The organism is Ruegeria sp. HKCCSP351, from assembly GCF_017872535.1.
Classification (GTDB): domain Bacteria; phylum Pseudomonadota; class Alphaproteobacteria; order Rhodobacterales; family Rhodobacteraceae; genus Ruegeria.
This window is the reverse complement of record NZ_JAEDOV010000009.1, coordinates 102,871-123,014: the sequence shown is the minus strand read 5'-3', so window position 1 is coordinate 123,014 and position 20,144 is coordinate 102,871. Positions and strand designations below refer to the sequence as shown.

Genomic DNA, 20,144 nt, shown 5'->3' with positions numbered 1-20,144 from the left:
CCCGATATTTTCAGTTTCCTCGTTCAATTAGCATTTTTCAGAGACATCAGCAATCCAAACTGATGTATGGTAAAAATAAAAATATCATACATTATTGCGGAATCGCGAAAACCCCAATACGGTCGTGGCAAAGTTGGGCAAGCAGCCCGATCGCAATCATCGGTTTCGGGATTCGCCGGGCCCTCCAGAAGGAAGCAAAGTGTCGAAGAACTTTCGCATTGCCATTGTCGGCATTGGTCTTGTTGGACGCCGCCACGCAGACGCTATCCTAGCGTTGCGCCATGTTGATCTCGTTGCGGTAGTCGACCCCAGTGATGAAGGTCGTGCTTACGCCGTTGAGCACGGGGTCGCATGTTACGAGACCCTCGAGAAAATGTTTGCAAATCAGACGCCAGACGGAGCTGTTCTTGCGACCCCGACCACGCTTCATGTTGAACATGGCCTCACGTGTGTTCGACACGGTTGTCCTGTTCTTGTCGAAAAACCGATCGCCGTAGAAGCCACCGCTGCACTTGAGCTTGTTCAAGCTGCGGAGAAGGCCAATGTGCCACTGATGGTCGGCCATCATCGCAGACACAATCCTCTGATCAGGTCGGCTAAGGAAGCCATTGTCGATGGAAAAATTGGAGATGTGCGCGCTGTCCATGCGAATTGCTGGTTCTATAAGCCAGACGAGTATTTTGATGCTGCGCCCTGGAGAAAGAAACCCGGTGCAGGGCCCATCTCGGTCAATCTTGTCCACGATGTGGATCTGCTGAGGTACCTGGCCGGAGAAGTTGTGACCGTACAGGCTCAGTCGGCTGCATCGCAGCGGGGTTACGACAACGAAGACGTTGCTGGTGCGCTGTTGACGTTTGAAAGCGGGGCGATAGGGACCATAAGTGTGTCCGACAGCATCGTTGCTCCATGGAGCTGGGAGATGACGTCTCAGGAATATCCAATCTATCCTTCGACCACAGAGAGTAGCTATATGATCGGTGGCTCTCATGGTTCGTTGTCCGTTCCCGATCTTCGCCTGTGGAGTTACCAGAGTGAGCAACGGGACTGGTGGACGCCTATCTCATCGACCGCGCTGAAGAAGGGTGCGTCTGACCCTTTGGTCAATCAGCTCAGGCACTTTGTTGAAGTAGCTCGGCACGAAGCAGAGCCGATTGTGTCTGGATGGGAAGGTTTCAGAACGCTTCAAGTTATTGAAGCTATTCAGAATTCCTGCAGAACAGGTGAAGCGGTCAGGATCAAAAACTTGCAAAAAACACCAATGGTAGATGTGACTGCATTATAAAATATCTGATATTTTGTAAAAAATCTTGCAAAAGTTCCAAAATAGGTCAAAAATCTGAATCGCAAAAAGAAGCATCATGATGTCTCAGGGAGGAGCAAAGTGATTACCAAACTTACCCGCCGGGCTGCTGTATCAGCCCTTGTTGCAACCGGTGTTCTGTTTGGCGCAACAAGCGGTGCGCTGGCGGAAGACAAAGTCCAACTTCGTCTCGCAACATCAGGATCGGAGACCGACCAACGCTCGGTCGCTATGGCAGAAGTTTTTGCGCCGATGGTCGCCGATTTCGCAAGTTATGAGCCCAGCTACAATGGCACCATCTTCGCACAGGGAACGGAGTTGGATGCCATCAGTCGCGGCAATCTGGAAATGTCGATCACCTCGGCGCAGGAACTGGCGCAGTTCTTCCCCGAGTTTTCGATCTTTACCGCAGGCTATGTCCACCAGGACGCCGCGCATCAGGTGGCAGTCTTCAACGATCCCTTGATGGATGCCTTTAAGCAGAAGGCCGAAGAAGAACTAGGCGTCAAACTGCTGTCGGTCATGTATCTGGGCCGTCGTCAGGTGAACCTGCGCCAACCCAAGGACGAACTGACCGTCAGAACTCCGGCTGATCTGGAGGGTGTGAACCTGCGGATGCCGGGCACCGATGCGTGGCAGTTCCTTGGCAAGGCGCTGGGTGCCGCCCCGACACCAATGGCGTTTTCCGAGGTTTACACAGCTCTGTCGACCGGTGCCGTTGACGGTCAGGACAACCCATTGCCAACCGTGGTTGATGCCAAATTTTACGAAGTGACCAATCAGATCATCCTGACATCGCACTTGGTCGACTTGAACTATATCGCCATTGGCAAAGAAGTTTGGGACGGGTTGACGCCGGAACAGCAAGCCAAGGTACAGGAAGCTGCGGACGCAGCAGCTGAATCAGGCCGTCAGAAGCAACTTCAGAAAGAAGAGGATCTTGTCAGCTTCCTGAAAGAGCAGGGCATGGAGATTTACGAACCCGATCTCGCTGCGTTCCGCGATCAGGTACAGTCTATGTATCTGGACAGCGAGTTCGCTGGCTCATGGCCCGAAGGCGTTCTGGATCAGATCAACGCTCTGGGCAACTGAACCCAGTAAGACAGGGGAGGGAGAACCATAATGAAAGCCTTTATGAAAGGGTTCTCCCGACTGACCGAAGCGATTGCCGGCGGGATGCTGGCGGCAATCTTCCTGATCTTCCTATTGCAAATTCTCTTGCGCTACTTCTTCACCCCAGCAGGCTGGACGCTTGAACTCATCGGTATTCTGTGGGTCTGGGTGATTTTCTTCAGCTGCGCTTTCATCGTGCGCGAACGGGATCACGTGAAGTTCGACATCATCTATCTTTCGGTGCCGATGCGCGTGCGGCAGGTCTTTGCGATGCTGGCGGCCGCAGCGATCGTAGTCGGTATGCTCTACAGCTTCCTTCCGACGTGGGACTACATAGACTGGATGAAAATCCGCAAGACATCGACTGTCCGCAATCCGTTCTCCGGTGAGAAGATACCGCTGCGCACAGTATTCTCGATTTACGCGGTATTCATGCTGGTCGTAGCAGCGCGGTACGCGTGGCTATTCTTCGACGTCATGCGCAATGGCCCACCAAAGACAGAGTTGGAACTGGTCGTTGGGTACAACGTGGTTGACGATCATCCCCGTGTCGACGTCGAAGAGAACGAGGAAGTTAAGAAATGAGTTTTGAACTTCTTTCCTGCCTGCTCGCTCTGTTTCTTCTGGCAGGCATCGGGACACCTATCGGCTATTCCATCCTCCTGGCCTCATTAGTGTACCTGGGCACGGCCGGACTGGACGTCGCCCTCGCGGGCGAGAAGATCCTGCAAGGCTTTTACAAAAGCACGATCCTGCTTGCCGTGCCTTTGTTCATCGTCGCCGCGAATATCATGAATGCAGGGTCGATCACGGACCGGCTGCTGAACTTCTGCGTCGCTGCTGTCGGTCGTTTCAAGGGCGGCCTCGGGCACGTAAACGTGGTAGCGTCACTGATCTTTTCGGGTATGTCCGGCTCGGCCGTCGCGGATGCTGCGGGGATTGGGAAGATCATAATTGAAATGATGACCAAGGATGGCCGCTACAGCCGAAGCTACGCAGCTGCAATCACGGCGGCATCGGCAACGATCGGCCCTATTATTCCGCCCTCTATCCCGATGGTTTTGTACGCGCTTGTTTCCAAGGCCTCCATCGGGTCGCTGTTCCTCGCCGGTATTCTGCCGGGCCTGATCATGGGCGTCGTCCTCATGGCGATGAACTACTATCTGGCCGGAAAGCGGAACTTTGCATTGGAAGAACCTGTTCCACTGCGCGAATTGCCGGCTAAAACCGCCAACGCATTTCCGGCACTACTGATGCCCGCAATCCTGCTCTACGGCATATATGGGGGTGTCACTACTCCGACAGAGGCCGCCGCAGTTGCTGCATTCTACGCCCTGCTACTGGCAGCTCTGTTCTACCGCGCGCTGACCTTCCGTGGCCTTTATCAAGTGTTCGTCGACAGCGCGCGCTCTTCCGCAGCCGTCGGGGTTGTCATTGGCGGCGCGTTCATTCTGAACTTCATCGTCATTCAGGAGCAAATACCTCAGTCGATCTCGGCACTGCTGGAGGGTTCAGATGTTAGTCCGATTGTTTTCCTGATCCTGGTTAACCTGCTGATCCTCGCGCTGGGTTGCGTGTTGGACGCGACAACGATCATTCTTGTGATCGTGCCCCTGTTCATTCCAACCTGCGAAGCGCTTGGGATTGATCTGGTGCATTTCGGAGTGCTGGTCGTCGTGAACTCGATGATCGGTTTGATCACGCCGCCCTATGGCATTCTACTCTTTGTGATCAACGCCGTGACGGACATTCCGCTGCGTGAAATCATTTCGGAAATCTGGGCCTTCCTCGCGGTTCTGATCGTCGCCTTGGTGATCATGATACTGATGCCGGATTTGGTCCTGTGGTTGCCGCGTATGTTTGGATATCAGGGATAATGTGCCTTTCGGTTTCGACAACGTCGATCCCCGGTGATCTGGCCGAAAAGCTGAGTGCTATCGCTGACGCAGGATTCGGGGGTGTCGAATTACACGAACCGGATTTGACCGCTTTTGACGGACCGCCATCGCAAGTCCGAGAAATTGCATCGGACCTCGGCCTGAAGATTTGCCTGCTACAACCTTTCCATAACCTTGAAGGCCAGCCAGAAGCCGGACGTGAGCGCGCCTTTGATCGACTGAAGCGCAAACTCGACCTGATGAGTGAGTTGGGAACAGAATTGCTGCTTATCGGATCTGCCGTTGATGTAGATGTCGCCCCGACCGAAGAACAGGTGATCGCAGATCTTGGCGAGGCGGCCGAGATAGCAAAGGTAATGGGGCTGCGTCTGGCCTATATGGGCTTGCCATGGTCGGATCTTATTCACTCGGATGAACAGGCGTTAAGCGTCGTTGAAGCTATCGACAACCCTCATTTGGGGTTGGCCTTGAATTCCTTCTTTTCGCTTGCCGACGGGTCCAAACCAGCGCGCCTTCGGGACATTCCCGGAGAGCGGCTGTTCCATGTGCAACTGTCCGATGCACCCCGGCTTGAGATGGATATACGTCGGCTCAAACGGCACTTTGGACTTCTGCCGGGGCTTGGGTCGCTGAACCTTACTGGCTTCGTACGCGTGTTGTCCCGCGCTGGGTACAAGGGGCCTTGGTCCATTGCGCGCGTCAACGAAGCAGCTCCTCAACCCGGCGGCCGAAAACTGGCCCGAGACAGTTACAGGTCGCTGGTGAACCTCCTAGATGAGGTATCCCGGACCGAGCCGGGAACCGATTTCGGCATCCCGGACCTGCCGGAACGCGTCTATGCGTCAGGCTTCGAATTCATAGAATTTACAGCCGACGAAACAAGCGGCGCGCAGTTGGCAGATATGCTGTCAGCAATGTGTTTTCGAATGGAGCGAAAACACGTCACCAAATCTGTCGAGCTGTGGCGGCAGGGCGCGATAAACATTGTTGTGAACACCGAAAAAGAAGGTTTTGCCTATTCGGCGTTCCTGGGTCACGGTCCCTCCGTTTGTGACATGGGGTTGCGTGTCAAAGATGCGGATCAGACGGTTCAGCGAGCGACCGCGTTGGGCGCGCCGAATTTCTCACAGCCGGTAGGGACCGGGGAACTGGACATCCCGGCCATTCGAGGTGTTGGTGGAAATGTTGTCCACTTCATAGATGAGAAATCCGATCTGCATCGGGTTTGGGACATCGAGTTTGAGCCAGTCGCCAAAACCAAAGCGATCCAGCCTGCCGGTCTGCGCCGCATCGACCATCTGGCGCAGACGATGCGTAACGATGAGATGCAAAGTTGGCTGCTCTATTACATTTCGACTTTTGAAATGGCAAAATCCCCGATCGTGAACGTTGCCGACCCATCGGGTGTTGTGCAAAGCCAAGCCATCGAAAGCCCCGAGGGCGAAGTGCGCTTAAACCTGAATGGCGCAGTTGGGCGTCGAACACTGGCGGCTTCATTCCTTGAAGACGGTTTTGGTGCCGGTGTTCAGCACATAGCCTTCCAGTCGGACGACATATTTGAAACCTCAGCCCAATTGCGGAAGTCCGGCTTTCCCAGCCTGTCCATCCCAGAAAACTACTACGCTGATCTGCAAGCGACATTCGGGTTAAGTGAAGACCTGATTGCCCAAATGCGCAGGGATAACATTCTCTACGACCGCGCAGCGGGTTCCGAGTATTTTCAGATCTACAGCCGACCTATCTTTAACGGCTTCTTCTTTGAAATTGTTGAGCGCCGATCTGGCTACTCCGGCTATGGCGCGCGCAATGCTGCGTTCCGATTGGCGGCCCAAGCGCGACACCACATGGCGGAAGGAACAACCTGATATGAAGGCGGCACTAATCGGCCAAGGTATTGCTGGCTCCATGACGCCTGAGATGCACGAGGCAGAAGGTCGGGCGCAGGGCATCGATCTGAGCTACGGTAGGATCGACACTGCAAAAGAGCCATTTCGTGGAATGTCGGTCGCTGATTTACTGCATTATTCAGTTGAATTGGGCTGTGCGGCGGTCAACGTGACACATCCCTACAAAGCATCAGTCATTGATCATCTTGATGAGCTTTCCAAGACTGCTGAGGAGCTTCAAGCTGTCAACGCGGTGGTTTTTTGTAATGACCGAATGGTTGGCCACAACACTGATTACATTGGCTTCCACGGTGCCTTCGGAGAATTTTTAGGATCATCGAAGACTGAAACGGTTCTCATGTTTGGTGCTGGTGGCGCGGGCAGTGCAGTCTCTTTGGCTTTGCTTGATTCAGGTGTTCGAGATCTGGAGATCATTGATCCTGACTTCCACCGAGCGCAGGCGCTGGTCAGTCGACTAGAGGTCTTGCGCCCTTATGCAAAGATTCAGGGTTCCCCTTCGATTTCGTTGGATCGGATCGAACTTGTGGACGGAGTGGTCAACGCAACACCACTTGGAATGGACAAGTACCCCGGAACAGTCATTGAACCATCCCTGTTGCGGGCCGATGCATGGGTGGCAGATATCGTATATTTCCCGCTTGAGACACACCTACTGAGCAGTGCCCGCACAACTGGGTTGAAAGTGATGAATGGTGCTGGAATGGCCGTTCATCAGGCTGCAGCGTCTTTTGAAATCTTCACCGGCTGCACCGCCTCAATCAGTCGCCTTCAAAACGTTTTCGATTCACTTCGTCAGCAGCGCATGCGCGAGTTTAGAGGTGCAACGGTATGACAAACGACGAGCAAGCAATCCGCCAATGGTGGCGTACCTCAATCATCGACATGAAACCCGGCAAGATCGCGTTTCGTGGCAACGCCATAGAGGACCTGATCGGGAAAGTATCTTTCCCGCAAATGATCTGGCTGATGGTGCGGGGCGAATTGCCCAGTGATGCGCAAGCACGCTTGTTCGAGGCTGCTCTGGTCGCAGGTGTGGATCACGGCCCGCAGGCCCCCTCGATCGCGGCGGCGCGCATGGCTGCCACCTGCGGGGTGGGTCTCAATAATGCGATGGCGACTGCGGTGAACATGCTGGGCGATGTGCACGGTGGAGCAGGTGAACAATGCGCAGAGCTGTATTATGATATCGCGGTCCGCATGGATGCGGGAGCTTCGCTGAATGACGCTGTTCGGGATGGCTTGGACAGCTGGCACGAGACGTATGGCAAGATCGTATCTGGCTTTGGCCACCGTTTTCACAAGCCTGTCGACCCACGCGCACCACGATTGATGCAACTTGTTCGTGATGCGGCGACAGAAGGTACAGTTTCTGGCTGCTTTGCCGATATCGGAGAAGAGGTTCAGTCCGAACTCGGTCGTCAACGCGGTGGTCGGCCCATTGCCATGAATATCGACGGCGCAACAGCTGTGATCTTCTGCGAGCTTGGCTTTCCCGCGCCCTTGTCGCGGGGGCTGTTCTGCCTGTCCCGCTCGGTCGGAATACTCGCCCACGCTTGGGAACAGATGAACCAAGGTGGCCGCAACAAAGGGCCCATGCCCCCGAATTACTTACCCCTCTACGAAGACAGGAATGATGACACGTGAGACATCGAAATCCTTCCGGGTCGGCCTTATCGGTTGTGGTCGTATCAGCGATATCTATTTAAAAACAATATCTAAATTCTCAAGTGTCGAGGTCGTGGCTTGTGCAAGCCTTGATCCTTCGGAAAGCCGCGCCAAAGCGGATCAATACGGCATCGCCAAGGCCTGCACGCCAGATGAAGTGTTTGACGATCCAACGATAGACTGCGTTCTGAATCTGACAATTCCGGCGGCGCATGCGGAAATCAGTTTGCGCGCGTTGGAGGCGGGCAAGCATGTCTATTCCGAGAAGCCGCTGGTTATGAATCGAACGGATGGTAAGGCGATCCTGCACATGGCCTCTGAAAAGGGGCTCCTGGTCGGTTGCGCGCCCGACACATTTCTGGGCGGTCGCTGGCAGACCGTTCGGCGCTTGATCGAAGAGGGTGCCATTGGCAAACCGACAGGGGTTTTTGCCCATGTCGGGACCCACGGGACGGAGCGCCACCATCCCAACCCGGATTTCTACTATAAGGCGGGTGGTGGGCCATTGCTGGACTTGGGCCCCTATTACCTGACCGCGATGATTTTTTGCCTTGGGCAAATTGACCGGGTCGCCGGAATGGCGCGGCGCACGTTCGACAAAAGGATGATCGAAAACGGCCCTCGCAGCGGCGAATGGATAGATGTCGAGGTGGACACGCACTCTCTAAGCCTGCTGCAGTTCTTTTCCGGAGCAATAGGGTCGATGACCATGAGCTTCGACGTCTGGGACAGCGAAACCCCACGGTTCGAAATCTACGGTGAAACCGGCACCATCAGTATCCCTGACCCTGACCCGGTTCACGGAGCCAACATCTTTCAGGGGGATGTCTGCTTGAAGACGCGGGACACCTCGCGCTGGTCTCATCAGCCTCGTCCAACTGGTCGCGAAGACTGGCAGGTGGTCGAAAACAAACACGGGTTCAATGAAGACAGCCGCGGGCTCGGCCTTTTGGATCTGGCCCTGGCGGCGCAAGAAGGACGCCAACCGCGCGCAAGTGGTTCGCTGGCCTACCATGTTTTCGAGGTGATGGACGCGATTGAGCGGGCACCGAAATTCGGGGCCTATCAGACAATAGAAAGTCGTTGCGCGGCTCCGGAGCCTTTGCCGGTCGATTTTCTGAACGGTGAGAGGAAGGAGTCGGCCCATGCCGATTGAGACACTCGACTTTGCCCAGCCATTCTTTCGCGTGCAGCACATAACTGACGAGCGCAGAATTTCTATCGAGGGTCGCGCCATCGTCCTTAACCTTGGGGGACGAAATCTCTCTGTCGAGGATCAGACCATTGCACCGCTTTCGTCTGTGATCGTGCAAGACAGCGCGTTTGACGGCGTGGAACGTGCAGTCATTGTCCACGGTTTCGACGCCCATGCCGATGACAACGAGTTGTTCGCAAAGGTGAAAGATACGTGGCCATCTGCTTTTGATATCCGCCAAGAGGAGCGTCTGCGCGGTGTCAGCCATTACATGTCGCCAAAAGTCTTTGTGGGTAATGTTGGACTGACCATGTACCATTCCGGCTCGGTCCCTTTGAATGTCGGATTGCATAAGGATCATCCGTTCTGCCCGGTACCGGGGTTTCGCGAAGTGCATACTCAAATCGTAGGCTTCGGCAAAATGCAGCAATGCCGTGAGCGGGATGTTGAAACCCTTTACCTCGAAGAATTCATGGCCCCTGGCACGACGCACAAACCGATGTATGACGCCGAAGGCAACTATCCCTGGCATCAGTACGAGACGATTACCCCCAGCATTTTCATGGCGGTAGAAATACTACCCGAGGGGGTATGGGTCCCGGAAATGGAGGTTCAGAATGGCTGAGAGACTATTACCAGAAAACCTGAACTTTGATGGTCCTTTCCCCCGCTTGTCTCGCCGTTTGCGGTTAGGCGTTGTTGGCGGAGGACGTATCTCTGTCACGCAAGCAACGGCCGCGCGGATGACCGACCGGTGGGAGGTCGTCGCAGGAGCGCTCAGTTCTGACGCAGCGCGCAGTAAGGCGCGTGGGGCCGAGTGGTTCCTGCCGGCCGACCGGTGCTACGCGTCGTTCGAAGAGATGGCACAGGCCGAGGCGGCACGTACGGATGGCGTAGATGCCGTCATGATCACTACCCCGAACCACGTTCATTTTGAAGGTTCCAAAGCGTTTATGGAGGCAGGTATTGATGTACTGTGCGACAAGCCCCTGACCAACGAAGTTGCCGAGGCCGAGGGGCTTGAGGAGATCGCCGCGCGCACGGGACAGGTCTTTGCCGTCGGATATGCGATGTCGTGCTTTCCAGTGATCCGGCAAGCCAAGCAAATCGTGGCCGACGGAGCTATCGGTAAAATAAACCAAATCCACGTCGAGTTCATGCAAGACTGGATGACGCCCGAAGATGTGGCTGATGCGCCTCATGTAAAGTGGCGGCTGGACCCCAAGATTTCTGGTCCAACCAGCTGTGTCGGCGATATCGGCACCCATGCCGCGCATCTCGCCAGTTTTGTCTCGGGCTTGCCCTTGACCGACCTGCGGGCCGAGTTTCATGTCTGCGGCGCGCCAAAGCCTTTGGAAGACACGGTGTTGATGTTCACTCGTTACCAAAATGAGGTTCCGGGAACTTTGATGGCAACACGACTTGCCCCCGGAAATCGGGGTGGGTTGCGGTTGCGGATCTTCGGGAGCGAAGGAGGTCTGGAGTGGGACTTGGAGAATTCAGAACAGCTGAAATTCAATCGGTTTGGTGAGCCGGATCGTATCATCAGCCGAGGTCACGGGCACGGTATGGGACCCGGTGCGGAACGTCTGATTCGTACCGCGCGCGGCTTTCCTGAAGGGATTATTGAAGCTTGGGCTAATCTTTATACTGAGTTCGCAATGGCCGTAGCCGCGCGTCGGGATGGCGTAACCGTTCCGACCGATTGGCTTGCTTATCCCAGTGTCGAACAAGGCGCAGACGGTGTCCGATTCATTGACGCCTCTGTGCGCTCTCACCAGTCCGGAGGGGGCTGGGTCACTCTCTAAGGCTCTGCTTACACGAATGTAAAACACGCCCGGGCCGTTGCCCGGGCGTTTTCATTTCCTTCCCAGCATTAAAAGTTGATATTTTATAAAATACCAGATATTTTTAATAACGTGTGATGAAATAAGATTCGCAGGCACGTGGAGCTGTCGTTCATGGTGAAACCCGAAGAGGCAGGCGCAAGCCCCTCTCTCTATTCTTTGGCGCATCTGACGCTGATTGGCTGTACGCCGCCCGAGTTGGTCTATATCGCCGCACGGGCCGGTTACGATGCCGTCAGTCCCCGATTTATTCCGATGCATGTGCCCGGTGAATTCACTCAATCCCCAATCGACAAGGCACAGGTGCAGGCTACCAAAACTGCTCTCACTACCACCGGTTTGAAAGTCCTTGATGTCGAGCTTGCGCGCATCACCGAAGATGTCGATCCGCGCAGTTTTGAGCCTTCGTTGGAGATCGGTGGGAAACTCGGCGCCAAACGTATGATCATGAGCGCGTGGACCAACACCCGCGATGATCGTGATTTCCTGATCGACGTATATTCCGAGACCTGCGAACTGGCGGCGCCGTATGGTCTAACTGTGGACCTAGAATTTCCAAGCTTCTCTCGCTTGCGCACTCTGGATGAGGCGCTGGACATAGTCCGCGCCTCTGATCAGCCGAATGGAGGTATTCTGGTCGATACGCTTTATCTGCACCTCAGCCGTGTGGATTTGGGAGAGCTCTTGCACGTCCCCTCAGACCTGTTTCACTTCCTGCATATCTCTGATTGCCTGCCCGGCATCGCCGATACGCGTGAGGGCATGATCCAACTGGCCCGTGATGCGCGGCTATATCCCGGTGAGGGATGGATCGATTTCACCGGCATCATCGAACGGATGCCACCCGTCGACTATTCAATTGAACTGCCCAACCAAAGCCGCGTGGCCGAGTTGGGATATGAAGAACACGCGCGTCGCTGTCTCAGCCACGCCAAGCGAACATTCGGCGAGGCGCGGTCACAGCGTCGTATGCCCGATGCTGCAATTCCAAAACACCAAGAGGATCATCATGGGCAAAGAGCTCACTGAAAACGACTGCAACATGGCGGCCGACATGCTGGCACGCGCCCGCGCCGCCATGGCCGAGATCGAGGGTTGGGATCAGGGCAGGTTGGACCGCCTGTCCCAAGCAATCGCGTGGTATGCGGGGAACGAGAAAACCTTCACGCGCCTGGCCCAGCAAGGCGTGGACGAAAGCGGCATCGGAGATCGTGAAGGGCGTCCAGCGAAACGGTTCAAAATCCACATGGTACTGCGTGATGTCTTGCGCACGCCCTCGACGGGGATCGTCGAAGTCGACGAAGAAAAGGGGCTCGTGAAATACGCCAAACCTGCCGGTGTGATCGCATCCTTGATTCCCATGACTAACCCTGCGATGACACCGCCAGTGACCGGCGTGTCCGCCGCGAACGCCCGGAATGCGGTCATCTTCAGCCCGCACCCGCGAACCGCCCATACCACCTTTGAGATGGTCGAGGTCATGCGCGCAGCCTGCCGCGCCGCCGGTGCCCCCGAAGACCTATTCCAGTCGATCCGCAAACCATCGATCCCGTTAACACAGCACCTCATGGAGATTTGTGACCTGACACTGGCGACGGGTGGCAAGCCCATGGTCAAAGCGGCATATAGTTCAGGGCGTCCAGCCTATGGCGTCGGCGCGGGCAATTCATCCATTGTCATCGATGAGACAGCCGACTTGGACATCGCCGCTCAGAACACACGCATTTCAAAGACCTCCGACTTTGGGTCGGGCTGCTCGGCCGACGGCAACATCATTATCCAGCGTTCGGTTTACGACGATATGGTCAAGGCGCTGGAGGCCGAAGGTGGATACCTGTGTTCGGACGAAGAGAAGGCCATGCTCGAAGAGGTCATGTGGGACGAAAAGGGCAACCGCACGTTCCCGACCATCGCCTGTCCGCCTCAGCAAACGGCCAAGGTAGCCGGGTTCTCGATCCCAGAAGATCGCAAATTCCTGATGGTTGAAAATCAGGGGCAAATCGGGCCTCAGCACAAGTTTTCGAAGGAAAAACTGACCACGCTGATGGCGCTATATCACTTCGACACATTCGATGACGCGCTGGAAACGGTCAGCCAGATCTACAACACTGGGGGCAAGGGCCATTCCTGCGGCATCTACAGCCACAATGACGATCACATCGACCGGTTGGCGCGCCTGGCTCCAGTCAGCCGCATGATGGTTCGACAGCCTCAGTCCAAGGCCAATGCGGGTGCCTGGACTAACGGTATGCCTATGACCAGCAGCCTTGGTTGCGGCATTTGGGGCGGAAACATCACCAATGAAAATGTCACCATGAAACACATGATGAACTACACCTGGGTCAGCCGTCCGATCCCCGAGGATCGCCCCTCGGAGCAGGACCTGTTCGGTGAGTTCTACGGACAGGAGGTCGCGTGATGGACGGAGCGAAACTGGACGGCAAAACCGTTGCCGAACATATCGTTGACTTTCTCGAACGCCGTGAGGTCAAGCACGTTTTCGGCCTGTGCGGGCACACGAACATTGCGGTTCTGGCTGCGCTGGCGGAAAGTTCCATCGATTTCGTCACAGTACGACACGAACAAATCGCCAGCCATGCGGCGGACGCTTATGCCCGCGTGACGGGCAAGGCCTCGGTGGTCTTGTCCCACCTCTCCCCGGGGCTGACTAACTGCGCCACCGGGGTCGCCAACGCGGCACTGGACTGTATCCCGATGGTGGTGATCGCAGGCGATATTCCCACGCATTACTACGGCAAACATCCGCATCAAGAGGTGAACCTGCACGCAGACGCTGCCCAGTGGGAGATCTATCGCCCCTTTGTCAAACGCGCTTGGCGGGTAGATCGGGCAGACCTGATGGCCGAGATTCTGGAAAAGGCGTTTCACCTCGCCGAAAGCGGCCAGCCCGGGCCGGTGCTTGTCAATGTGCCGATGGACATCTTCTCCGAGGTGATCCCCTCGGACAGCTTCGACCGTATCCGCGATAACACGCGCGCGCTCAAAAAACCGTCGATTGACGATGAAACAGCGCGAGAGATTGTCGAAGCGTTGGCTACAGCCGAAAACCCGGTTGCTTACGTCGGCGGTGGTATCCTTCTGGCGAAAGCCGGTGAGGAGTTGCGCGAGTTCGTTGAACATTTGGGCTTGCCCGTCGCACATTCCCTGATGGGCAAAGGTGCGCTGCGGGACGACCACCCACTTGTGCTAGGAATGACTGGGTTTTGGGGCACCGAATTGGTAAACCAATCCTGCCTGAATGCGGACTACATCTTTGCCGTGGGAACACGGTTTAAAGAGGCAGATTGTTCCAGCTGGTATCCTGGCTATACGTTCAACATCCCCGGGTCCAAGGTCATTCATATCGACATTGAACCGCAGGAGATTGGTCGGAACTATCCCACCGAGATCGGAGTCGTTGCTGACGCCAAGGCCGCGTTACGTGTCCTCAATCGGGTCGCCCGCGAGATGTATCCGGACGGTTTCAACCGCCCCGCGCTGGAACAGAAGATCGCAGACTTCCGAACGGACTTCAAAGCGCGCAACGTGGACATGGTGACCTCATCGGCCTTTCCGATGATGCCCGAGCGCATTCTGGCAGATACCCGCAAGGCACTGCCCGATGATGCCATCATCACCACGGACGTTGGGTGGAACAAGAACGGTGTCGGACAGCAATTTAATATCCTGACCCCCGGTTCAATCCTGACCCCGGGCGGGTTCGCGACGATGGGCTTTGGCCCTCCGGGAGCGATCGGCGCAAAACTGGCAGCCCCTGACCGTGTGGTGATAAGTCTTGTTGGCGATGGGGGGTTCGGTCAGAACCCGTCGATGCTGGCAACCGCGGTCGAGCTTGATCTGGGCATTATCTGGCTGGTTATGAACAACAACGCCTTCGGCACTATCGCAGGCCTTCAAAAGGCGCATTACGGTCTGACATATGGGACCACGTTCCCCGGATCAGCCGCAGCTCCTGCAAACGGACCGGGTTATGCAGACATTGCACGAGCTTATGGTGCAGAAGGGCACAGGCTTAGTGCTGCTGATGAATTGTTGCCCGCATTGGAAGCGGCAATCGCCAGCGGCAAACCAACCGTTCTTGATGTCCCAATGATCAACAATCCAACACCAACGACCGGGCACTGGAACATCTTGGACATTTACTCACCCGACAAAGAGATCTCTCACGTGGCGACCTGAAGATGCTGGGCGCGGCCAACCGCGCCCAACACTTGGAGTTAAAAATGTGTCGCAGACTTTGGGCTAGGAATGACGAGAGTGCCTACTCTGAGCCTCTGGTCGACAGAGTAAGCTGGATCAGGCATTAGAATAGTCTTTTTCAAACGTCCGCACTTCCTGAACTAAGAAACCATGTAAGCCATATAATTTTTTAGCGAAGTTCCTCTCTGACCGAAGCAGGGTCCTGTTCATCCAGTTCTTTTTTGCCGTTTACAGTATCCTGTTCTCTGAAATCGGGTCGAGCGCGAAGGTCTTTTCAATACTCGCTTGCATCATTCGTCAATTGCTTTGTCACACACGTGGCAGTTAACACCGTGGCTCAGGCAGCGTTGGATCATGCGGTGCAAAATGAATGGCCAACTACCGCCATTGTCGTTCATCCGCGCAGGTACTTGGTGCACTTGGTTTATCGGGTGCCGCTGGTCCTGACAGCAATCAGTGCGTCCCGGCAGGTCTGACAGAGATCATTCTGAGTTATGAGTGAAAAATACGCACTACCGACTTGAACGACATTGGCGAATGAAAGCACCGCATCTGCATTGCGTACTTTAAAGCGGTCTGTTGTTTCGTCGATCCGATAGCTCAATCCCTTGTAACTTGATGATACCGCTCGAGATACGCAACCGCCAGTTCCTTGGCTTGCGCGATGAAACGTGCATTTCGGGTTTGTGTCGGATCTTCGTCTGCGCGCGTGATATTCCAGCCCACATAGGTCGCGGCGCGAAGAGCGAGAAACAGCAGAAAGTGGTTTGTGTTCATTGGGCGAGTACGCGTATATCCGTCGATCATCGCAGCTTTGAAAGCCGGATAACCTGGGTCCCAGCGATGTTTCAGCAGCGCCGTGGCCAGTTCAAACACGCGGAAACCGAAGCCGCCATCGTCAAAGTCGATAAGATGCAATGCGTCGGCCGAGCACATAACATTGCCAGGCACGAGATCAGCGTGGATGAGACCATAATCCAACGTTGCAGAAAGCCGCGTCAGATGATCCCGGGCTTTGGTTCTAAAGGCGAGGAAAAGCGCTTTCTCGTCAGGTGTGAGCCCTGGATTGTCCCAAAACCTGCCCCACATGGGATCTTTGCCGACAAGTCCATCAATATCCCAATGCGGTCTGTCACATCCCTTAGCGCTCGGCCAATGGTCACTAGTGTCATGAAGTTGAGCCATGGTCTGACCGAGGCGAAAGAAGAGGTCACATTGTTGGGATAACGGCAAGGACAATAAAGCTACATCAAGAGTTTTACCATCCAGCCATGTCAGGATGTCGACTTGTGTCCCTGAGACAAACTGTAAATTTGGACCGGCAAGACTTGGAACCGGGGCGGGTACTGAGAGGCCTGCGTGATCCAGCCAAGCCATCCAAGCAAGTTCCGCTTGCAGCTGTGCGTCTGTTCGATAGCCTCGGCGGTGGAGTCGGAGGACATACCGATCCAACGGTGTATCAACGCGGTAGATGGCGTTTTCCCGTTCTGCGATGAGCGTCGTTTCTGTGTTCTCGAGACCCCAGAGAGATAATGCGAGTTCAACATTGGTCATGGGTGCAGCGGCACCTCGTTCAGGACCAAGTCCAGCGTATCGACCAACAAATCGGCGTTCTCTTTGGAAAATGGCATTGGTGGTCGTATTTTCAGCGTGTTCTTATGGCGCCCTAATCTGGACAACAGAATTCCATGTTGTCGCATCGCATTGATAACGCGATCTGTGAATTCGGTCGCAGGTGTCTTGCTGTCGCGAACTATGACCATCTCGGTTCCGAAAATCAGGCCGGACCCACGGACGTCCCCGATGACATCATGCCGTTTGGCTATCGCCCACAACCTTTCGCGGGCATAGTCCCCGACACGTTTTGCGTTTTCAATAAGTGCCCTGTTCTCGATCTCTTCAAGTACGGCCATCGCAGCGGCACAAGAGACGGGGTTTCCGCCGAAGGTGTTGAAATAACGATAACCCTTTCGGAAAGCCGCGACTGTATCTGCATTCGCAACCACGCCCCCAACCGGATGACCATTGGCCATCGGTTTTCCCATGGTCACAATATCAGGGATGACACCCATCTTTTCATGGGCCCACATATGCGTGCCTGTGCGGCCAAAGCCCGACTGAACTTCGTCACATATCAACATGCCCCCTGCGTTACGCACAATGTCCGCCACGGGTTTCAGCCAGCCATCCGGATTGTTGGGAAAACCCTCGTTCAGGAAGTAGGGGCAAACGACAAGGGCCGCAAAACCGGTACCGTCAGCTTTCAGCTGTGCAATCTGGGCCGCTACTGTGTTGGCGAAGTGAACCCCGTTGGCGTCAGGTGAACGGTAACTGTCCGGGGCATCGACAAAGCGGAAGTACTTTTCCAGACCAAAGCTCACAGAGGGCAAGTTAGACTTACTGAGCTGGCTAACGAGTGAGGTATTTCCATGATAAGTGGCATCCGTGGCGATGATACCGCGTTTGCCGGTGACGGCCTCGGCCATCCGCAAGGCGATGTCATTGGCCTCGGACCCGGTGCAGGTCAAGATTGCCGTATCCAACGTAGCGGCCATCGTTCCAGTCAGACGCTCGATATACTCAAGGATTCCCTCGTGCAGATAGCGTGTGTGGGTGTTCAATGTGCTGGCTTGCTGACAAATCGCTTCGACCACCCGGGGGTTACAATGCCCGACATGCGGCACGTTGTTATAGCAATCCAGGTACTTGCGGCCGCCCGCATCCCAGAGCCACACCCCGTCGCCTTTCACAATGTGGACGGGTTCCTCATAGAATGTCGAAACATTTGGCCCCATCAGCCGCCTGCGCGCGGCCACCAGATCTGCTGTACTGCGGGTCAAAGCTTAATCCCCATTCCGTCATGACCTGAGCTCAACGACGATGTTGTGGCCGTTGATCGCACGTGAGGTTTTTGGCGCATCGCGGTTCCGGCCCGGATCGCAGGTCTGCTATTTGCCCCCGGAAAGGCAATGCCGGTCTCGGGCACGCTTAGCGTTCCATTGCGGCTGTGAAACCGGCGTCAAGCGCGGCCAGGATTAAGCTGGCATCGCCCTCGGTCAGCACCAAAGGGGGTGAAAGGATCAAGTTAGGTCCCGAGACCCGTACCATTGCTCCGTTCTGATAGGCCACCTCCTGAACGGTTGACGCGGTTGGTGTGTCTATCGGTTTTTGGGTGTTACGGTCGCTGACCATTTCGACTGCAGTCATCAGGCCGTAGCCACCACGCACATCCCCGATGATGTCGTATTTCTTCATCAGTGCGATGCAACCCTCATAAAGCTGGGTGCCGCGTGCCACTGCGTTTTCGACCACGTTGAGCCGTTTGGTTTCCGCAAGGCAAGCAAGCGCAGCGGCAGCCCCGACTGGATGGCCGGAATAGGTGTAACCATGGCCAATCTTGGCGTCAGGGTTGTTTTCGAAGGCCTCGACCATCCGGTCGCCAAGCATCACCGCACCAAACGGGAAGTATCCGTTGGTAATCGCCTTCGCTGTGGCCATCATGTCTGGCTGGATGCCCCAAAGGCGGGCACCAGACCATGCGCCGGTACGGCCATAGGCTGTGATGACTTCGTCCGTGATCAGCAGGATCCCGTTTCGGTTACAAATCTCTTGCACTGCAGGAGCGAAGGACGGATGCGGCGGGATCACGCCACCCGCCCCAAGGATTGGTTCCATGATCATGGCTGCGATTGTGTTGGCTCCCTGAAACGCAATCTCGTCTTCCAATGCCTGTAGGCATAGCTGTGCCAGCTTCTCGGGGTCTGTTTCGTTGAAAGGGTTGCGATATGTGTAAGGCGCCGGGATGTGGAAACAGCCAGGCAACAAAGGCTCGTAAGCGTTGCGAAAATTCGCGTTTCCGTTGACAGAGGCCCCGCCGACATGCGTTCCGTGGTATCCTTTCTTTAGGCTGAGGAATTTTGTGCGCCCGGCCTCACCCCGAAGCTTGTGGTATTGCCGCGCGAGGCGCAAAGTCGTCTCGACGCTGTCCGAACCGCCCGAGGTGAAGAACGCACGCGAAAGGCCGTCGGGTGCAAAGAATGCGTTTAGCTCAAACGAGAGCTCGATGGCGACGTCATTCGAAGTGCCGCGAAACGTGGAATAATAGGGGAGGGTGTCAAGCTGGGCAGCAATTGCATCTTTGACGGGTTGGCAAGAATAGCCGAGATTGACGTTCCAGAGACCGCCAACGCCGTCGACCACCCGATGCCCGTCGACGTCAATAATTGATACACCTTCTGAACCGGTTATAATCTTCGGCGGATGGTCTGCACTGTCCTTCGGAGAGGTCATCGGGTGCCACATCAGACGACCGTTGTGTTCTTTCAGGAAATTTGAGTCTTTCATGATGCAGGTTCCATTGCATTCGATTGCTTGACGGAGTGAGCCCAGGCCGCCTCGACATGGGCGGGAATTACTCCGCCCCAGTTTCGGGTAATCTCGCGTGCGGCGATGATCAGCTCTGCCAGGATCGTCTGCTCTAACTTCGGGGTGAAGCGCGTGGCGACAGAAGCAACAGCCACCGCGCCGGCGAATTGACCTGTTTGGTCAAAGACCGGGGCTGACAGCCCATAGGTTTCTTCCGCATAACTTTTATATGCGCGCCCAATTCCGGTTGCGCGGGCGGCGTCAACCAATGAGGTCAGGCCATCGGTATCAGTTGGTGTGTTCGCGGTGAATCTTTCAAGATCCTGTGCCGCGACACAGAGAAGATCTTCTGGCCCAAACGCCAGTGCGCACAGGCCGGATGCAGTCGCATGAAGGGGAAAGGTGTTCAGATCAATGACGGCACGGATCGCGTGGCGAGGGGATTCGCATTCGCATAGCCCATAAAGGGTTTGCCCGGAGAGTACTGTGGCATGCGCAGTCTCGCCCGTCGCATCCGCGAGGGCGGCAAGAGCGTGGCGTGCGCCTTCTTTACGGGGAACCGTGGCCTCGCGTATCTGCGCAAGTTGCATGACCGCAGGACCTAAGCGGTACTGCTTGGTAAGTGCATTTTGT

The 20,144-nt window shown here is 55.6% G+C and carries 18 protein-coding genes; 14 read left to right on the top strand and 4 right to left on the bottom strand.

Features of this window, described 5'->3' with window-relative positions; genetic code table 11:
- Window positions 1–199 precede the first annotated feature (199 nt).
- The 14 genes from I9182_RS17180 (at window position 200) to I9182_RS17115 (ending at window position 15,622) form a co-directional block, all read left to right on the top strand.
- Entirely contained in the window at window positions 200–1,282 is a 1,083-nt protein-coding gene (locus I9182_RS17180) for a Gfo/Idh/MocA family oxidoreductase (protein ID WP_209599108.1), read from the top strand.
- A gap of 99 nt (window positions 1,283–1,381) precedes the next feature.
- Window positions 1,382–2,392, top strand: coding sequence for a TRAP transporter substrate-binding protein DctP (dctP, locus tag I9182_RS17175; RefSeq protein WP_209599107.1), 1,011 nt, complete (start codon window positions 1,382–1,384; stop codon window positions 2,390–2,392).
- A 30-nt stretch (window positions 2,393–2,422) separates the two neighbouring features.
- Window positions 2,423–2,998 (top strand): TRAP transporter small permease subunit, encoded by a 576-nt coding sequence (locus tag I9182_RS17170; protein ID WP_209599106.1) that lies wholly within the window; start codon window positions 2,423–2,425, stop codon window positions 2,996–2,998.
- On the top strand, window positions 2,995–4,290 hold the full coding sequence (locus I9182_RS17165; RefSeq protein ID WP_209599105.1) for a TRAP transporter large permease: 1,296 nt from the start codon (window positions 2,995–2,997) through the stop codon (window positions 4,288–4,290). Before I9182_RS17170 ends, I9182_RS17165 begins: the two co-directional genes overlap by 4 nt.
- Complete coding sequence (locus I9182_RS17160) at window positions 4,290–6,176, top strand: sugar phosphate isomerase/epimerase and 4-hydroxyphenylpyruvate domain-containing protein (protein ID WP_209599104.1); 1,887 nt, start codon at window positions 4,290–4,292, stop codon at window positions 6,174–6,176. Before I9182_RS17165 ends, I9182_RS17160 begins: the two co-directional genes overlap by 1 nt.
- A complete protein-coding gene (locus I9182_RS17155; RefSeq protein ID WP_209599103.1) occupies window positions 6,118–7,050 on the top strand; it encodes a shikimate dehydrogenase in 933 nt (310 codons plus the stop codon). Before I9182_RS17160 ends, I9182_RS17155 begins: the two co-directional genes overlap by 59 nt.
- A complete protein-coding gene (locus tag I9182_RS17150) occupies window positions 7,047–7,862 on the top strand; it encodes a citryl-CoA lyase (protein WP_209506756.1) in 816 nt (271 codons plus the stop codon). The genes I9182_RS17155 and I9182_RS17150 overlap by 4 nt, the downstream gene beginning before the upstream one ends.
- Window positions 7,849–9,039: a Gfo/Idh/MocA family oxidoreductase gene (locus I9182_RS17145; protein WP_209599102.1), complete on the top strand. Its 1,191-nt coding sequence runs from the start codon at window positions 7,849–7,851 to the stop codon at window positions 9,037–9,039. Before I9182_RS17150 ends, I9182_RS17145 begins: the two co-directional genes overlap by 14 nt.
- Window positions 9,029–9,703 carry a hypothetical protein gene (locus I9182_RS17140; RefSeq protein ID WP_209599101.1) on the top strand — a complete coding sequence of 225 codons (675 nt, stop codon included), beginning with the start codon at window positions 9,029–9,031 and terminating at the stop codon, window positions 9,701–9,703. Before I9182_RS17145 ends, I9182_RS17140 begins: the two co-directional genes overlap by 11 nt.
- Window positions 9,696–10,886 (top strand): Gfo/Idh/MocA family oxidoreductase, encoded by a 1,191-nt coding sequence (locus tag I9182_RS17135; RefSeq protein WP_209599100.1) that lies wholly within the window; start codon window positions 9,696–9,698, stop codon window positions 10,884–10,886. The genes I9182_RS17140 and I9182_RS17135 overlap by 8 nt, the downstream gene beginning before the upstream one ends.
- Window positions 10,887–11,039: 153 nt before the next feature.
- On the top strand, window positions 11,040–11,954 hold the full coding sequence (locus tag I9182_RS17130; RefSeq protein WP_209506760.1) for a sugar phosphate isomerase/epimerase: 915 nt from the start codon (window positions 11,040–11,042) through the stop codon (window positions 11,952–11,954).
- Window positions 11,935–13,344 (top strand): aldehyde dehydrogenase family protein, encoded by a 1,410-nt coding sequence (locus I9182_RS17125; protein ID WP_209506761.1) that lies wholly within the window; start codon window positions 11,935–11,937, stop codon window positions 13,342–13,344. The genes I9182_RS17130 and I9182_RS17125 overlap by 20 nt, the downstream gene beginning before the upstream one ends.
- Window positions 13,344–15,125, top strand: a complete 1,782-nt coding sequence (locus I9182_RS17120) for a thiamine pyrophosphate-binding protein (RefSeq protein WP_209599099.1) — start codon at window positions 13,344–13,346, stop codon at window positions 15,123–15,125. The genes I9182_RS17125 and I9182_RS17120 overlap by 1 nt, the downstream gene beginning before the upstream one ends.
- Window positions 15,126–15,463: 338 nt before the next feature.
- A complete protein-coding gene (locus I9182_RS17115; RefSeq protein WP_209599098.1) occupies window positions 15,464–15,622 on the top strand; it encodes a hypothetical protein in 159 nt (52 codons plus the stop codon).
- A gap of 124 nt (window positions 15,623–15,746) precedes the next feature.
- Here the strand turns inward: I9182_RS17115 and I9182_RS17110 are convergent, their stop codons facing one another.
- From I9182_RS17110 to I9182_RS17095, 4 genes are all read right to left on the bottom strand, one after another.
- Complete coding sequence (locus I9182_RS17110) at window positions 15,747–16,700, bottom strand: phosphotransferase (protein ID WP_209599097.1); 954 nt, start codon at window positions 16,698–16,700, stop codon at window positions 15,747–15,749.
- On the bottom strand, window positions 16,697–17,986 hold the full coding sequence (locus tag I9182_RS17105) for an aminotransferase class III-fold pyridoxal phosphate-dependent enzyme (protein WP_245222699.1): 1,290 nt from the start codon (window positions 17,984–17,986) through the stop codon (window positions 16,697–16,699). The genes I9182_RS17110 and I9182_RS17105 overlap by 4 nt, the downstream gene beginning before the upstream one ends.
- A gap of 148 nt (window positions 17,987–18,134) precedes the next feature.
- On the bottom strand, window positions 18,135–19,490 hold the full coding sequence (locus I9182_RS17100; RefSeq protein ID WP_209599096.1) for an aminotransferase class III-fold pyridoxal phosphate-dependent enzyme: 1,356 nt from the start codon (window positions 19,488–19,490) through the stop codon (window positions 18,135–18,137).
- On the bottom strand, window positions 19,487–20,101 hold the full coding sequence (locus I9182_RS17095) for an IclR family transcriptional regulator C-terminal domain-containing protein (protein WP_245222709.1): 615 nt from the start codon (window positions 20,099–20,101) through the stop codon (window positions 19,487–19,489). The genes I9182_RS17100 and I9182_RS17095 overlap by 4 nt, the downstream gene beginning before the upstream one ends.
- Window positions 20,102–20,144: the final 43 nt, after the last annotated feature.

Coding starts and splice junctions, on each gene's coding strand:
- I9182_RS17170 (WP_209599106.1), top strand. CDS start 2,423: ATGAAAGCCTTTATGAAAGGGTTCTCCCGACTGACCGAAGCGATTGCC.
- I9182_RS17165 (WP_209599105.1), top strand. CDS start 2,995: ATGAGTTTTGAACTTCTTTCCTGCCTGCTCGCTCTGTTTCTTCTGGCA.
- I9182_RS17160 (WP_209599104.1), top strand. CDS start 4,290: ATGTGCCTTTCGGTTTCGACAACGTCGATCCCCGGTGATCTGGCCGAA.
- I9182_RS17155 (WP_209599103.1), top strand. CDS start 6,118: ATGCTGCGTTCCGATTGGCGGCCCAAGCGCGACACCACATGGCGGAAG.
- I9182_RS17150 (WP_209506756.1), top strand. CDS start 7,047: ATGACAAACGACGAGCAAGCAATCCGCCAATGGTGGCGTACCTCAATC.
- I9182_RS17145 (WP_209599102.1), top strand. CDS start 7,849: ATGATGACACGTGAGACATCGAAATCCTTCCGGGTCGGCCTTATCGGT.
- I9182_RS17140 (WP_209599101.1), top strand. CDS start 9,029: ATGCCGATTGAGACACTCGACTTTGCCCAGCCATTCTTTCGCGTGCAG.
- I9182_RS17135 (WP_209599100.1), top strand. CDS start 9,696: ATGGCTGAGAGACTATTACCAGAAAACCTGAACTTTGATGGTCCTTTC.
- I9182_RS17130 (WP_209506760.1), top strand. CDS start 11,040: ATGGTGAAACCCGAAGAGGCAGGCGCAAGCCCCTCTCTCTATTCTTTG.
- I9182_RS17125 (WP_209506761.1), top strand. CDS start 11,935: ATGGGCAAAGAGCTCACTGAAAACGACTGCAACATGGCGGCCGACATG.
- I9182_RS17120 (WP_209599099.1), top strand. CDS start 13,344: ATGGACGGAGCGAAACTGGACGGCAAAACCGTTGCCGAACATATCGTT.
- I9182_RS17110 (WP_209599097.1), bottom strand. CDS start 16,700: ATGACCAATGTTGAACTCGCATTATCTCTCTGGGGTCTCGAGAACACA.
- I9182_RS17100 (WP_209599096.1), bottom strand. CDS start 19,490: ATGAAAGACTCAAATTTCCTGAAAGAACACAACGGTCGTCTGATGTGG.
- I9182_RS17095 (WP_245222709.1), bottom strand. CDS start 20,101: ATGCAACTTGCGCAGATACGCGAGGCCACGGTTCCCCGTAAAGAAGGC.